The organism is Peptoniphilus sp. HMSC062D09 (genome assembly GCF_001811425.1).
Lineage (GTDB): Bacteria > Bacillota > Clostridia > Tissierellales > Peptoniphilaceae > Peptoniphilus_A.
The window spans coordinates 1-3,042 of record NZ_KV804736.1 but is presented as its reverse complement, the minus strand read 5'-3'; the positions used below and the strand labels follow the sequence as shown (position 1 = coordinate 3,042).

Annotated in this window: 2 protein-coding genes and 1 pseudogene; all 3 read right to left on the bottom strand. The window is 33.9% G+C overall.

All coding sequences use genetic code 11. The features are described from left to right. Positions 1-70 precede the first annotated feature (70 nt). Positions 71-352, bottom strand: a complete 282-nt coding sequence (locus tag HMPREF2801_RS07110) for a CD1845 family protein (RefSeq protein ID WP_048327777.1) — start codon at positions 350-352, stop codon at positions 71-73. A gap of 18 nt (positions 353-370) precedes the next feature. Beyond that, positions 371-688 (bottom strand): annotated as a pseudogene (locus HMPREF2801_RS07105) (23S rRNA (uracil(1939)-C(5))-methyltransferase RlmD); the annotation flags it as partial. Continuing rightward, positions 648-2,441, bottom strand: a complete 1,794-nt coding sequence (locus HMPREF2801_RS07100; protein WP_070611408.1) for a recombinase family protein — start codon at positions 2,439-2,441, stop codon at positions 648-650. The pseudogene HMPREF2801_RS07105 and the gene HMPREF2801_RS07100, both read right to left, overlap by 41 nt. Between the last annotated feature and the right edge of the window lie 601 nt (positions 2,442-3,042).

The following is a 3,042-nucleotide window of genomic DNA, read 5'->3' as shown; positions in this document are numbered from 1 at the left end:
AAAAATTTGCAAAGAAAAAGACGATAGTTTTTTCATCTATCGCCTTTGGTAACCATTTTTATGAAATTTTTTAGATTGATTTTATTGCTTCATTGATACCTTGTAAAAAAGCTATAACAGTTGCACCAACCATCGGTATTCCGTATGGACTAACTAAGAATCCAATAATCAATGCTTCTATTCCGATGGTAACTTCTTTTTGCAGAAAAGATGCAATTGCTCCAAATATGCAAAACATCATCAGCAAATATAGTATGGCTGTTCCGATACCAAGTAGAAATGTTAGAAATGCTGTGAGGATACTTAATGCCAAGCTAATTGGAAACAAGATTATTTTTATTATCCATATCATAAATACCCTCCATTCCTTTTAAATCATTTTAAAATGCCTTAAAGCATCCATGATAGCTTCCTCTTTTTCCGGTGTGCATTGTGGAATAACCTGTTTCTCTTTTTTCGATTTGTTATAATGCTCCCTCAGTTTAATTCCGCATTTCTTTTTAATCTGAGCAATATATAGTGTAGGTACTTTTAATCCAAATTTATTCCAAACATATTCTTTGATTTGTGCATAAGTAGCCTTACTCTCTGCACTTGTCAAATCAAGCTCATCCAGCTTAATTTCAACATCTATATGCTTATCGACATCAAGTTTGGACAATAGTGCTACCGTCTCCACATGTGTTGTCAATAGGATAGGAATACAAATTATTAACCTCGTCGCTTGAATGAGGATACAATTTGTTGTCAGTTTCCTCATTAACTTCCTTGGCATTTTTTCTTCTGCTCTTGAATAATCTTCCGTCCTGAGAATCTTTTTTTCCAGTCTTATATATGATAGTAATCATTGCAGGATCAATTTCACCTTCATCGTTAGTTCCCCCAATGATGATTTTATCTACTATACTTTCAAATACTGCCCTATCAAATTCCTCAAGATATTTATTGGACTCAAGTAATTTTTTAAACCCCTCGAGCCTTTTCTTCAACGCTTTTTCATCAGTGAGTGTTACTTCTAAAGTCCTTTTTTCTGCAAGTAATTTCTCTTTACTAATAGCTATTTCATTATACTTATCCTGATATATATCCATGCTGATTGACTCATTCAGCCTTAACTCAACAAGATCCTTTTCTTTCTTTAGTATCTTATCAAGTTGATTTGTTATCTTCTTCAGGTCTTTAGCTAAACTGTTGTCTTTCAATTCTTCTTCCACAGTTTTAAGGAATTCATTAGTAATTTCAACATTATTGTGGCATACCTGACGATAACTTTCCATGAATGCTTTTTCTATGGCTTCTTCTTCAATCCCTTTACTATGCGGACAATACTTCTTTCCGTTTTTAGTAGCATTGACACACTGCCATATAACTTTTGTATACTCTGAACTCGAATGCCAATTTCTTCTTGAAAGATTATGACCACAAAATCCACATTCAAGCATACTGCTAAAAGCATATTTTCTTGAATACTTTTCTCTCTTACCGCCATTATTAGCAACGGTATTCCTGTTTTTTGACCTTCTTAATCTAATACCTTGAGCTTTTTCAAAATCTTCTTCCGAAATGATTGGCTCGTGATGGTTCTCTATATAAAACTTATCCTGTTCTCCGAAATTATCCAATCTTCTCTTTGAAATAGGATCAACCGTATAGGTCTTTCCCATCATAAGATCCCCTTTATATTTCTCATTTTTTATGATTCCTAAAACTGTTGTTTCCGTCCATCTTTTGTTTCCTCTTGGCGATAAATATCCTTGTTCTTCAAGTTCTCTGGAGATTACCATACCGCCAACACCTTCAATATATCTTCTGAAAATATATCTTACAATCTCAGCTTCTTTTTCATTGATAGAAATGCTTTTAGTTTCCGGATCATAGTCATAGCCTAAACACCCTTGAAAGCCTACCATTTCTCCTCTTTCCATCTTCATTCTCAAACCTTTTTTGACATTGGCTGAAATGTTCTCTACTTCCTGTTGCGCAACTGAACTTAAAATTGTTAAAAGCAACTCTCCGTCCATTGTTAAGGTGTTTATGTTTTCCTCTTCAAAAAACACCGCAACATTAAACTCTTTCAACTTTCTTACATACTTTAAGGTGTCTAATGTGTTTCTTGCAAATCTTGATATAGACTTTGTAATTATCATATCTATATCGCCGTTCATACAGTCATTTATTAATCTTTGAAAGTCAATTCTTCGATCAACCTGTGTTCCTGTTATCGCCTCGTCAGCATATATTCCGGCAAGAGTCCACTCTTTATTTTTCTGTATAAATTCTGTGTAATGTTCTACCTGAGAATTATAGCTATTAATCTGATCTTCAGTATCCGTACTAACTCTGCAATAAGCTGCCACTCTCTTTATTGAGCGTTGAACACACCCTGATGCAGTTCTTTTCAGTGTGGTATCACCTTTAATAACTTTAACATCCTTTTTCACTGCACCGCCTCCTTTTTGTATCTTTCTATGCAGTTCTATTATACCACACTTGCAAAACATTATAAATATAATTCTGTAGAGATATTATACTTTTTCATCAGCTTTAGTTTTATCTTTTTATATTCAATATCACTGAGCAAGTGCTTAGAAAGTAACATAGACAGCATAGATAATTGGAGGCTATATCTTAATAGTTCATTATTCATTCTAAATCCTCCTCATATAATTTTATCTAAAGTTTTACGACATTGATAGGTGCTTGGCAGCAACATAGGAATCTCACCTCCGCCTCTTATTCCAGACGAGCCGGCTTAAACTATTGAAGTATCATTATCACTACTTGCTTCATTGAACAGGTTGCCAAATCTGTTTTTTATGTATTCTTATTTATCGCTCGCTTCCTTGTTTCCTTGACTCACTCAGTATTCATTAAACCGAAATTGTTCTCAGCAGAAAGGTCATGGCGTAAGTCATAATCCTCCACAAGTAGATAAAGTCCTACCTTGGTCTATTCAGTTTTCAAGGAACAAAAGCCTAACAACTTTAAGAGAGATTCTCTTCAACTTTATGGTTTTCATCACTTCCTTAAATAAAATATAAG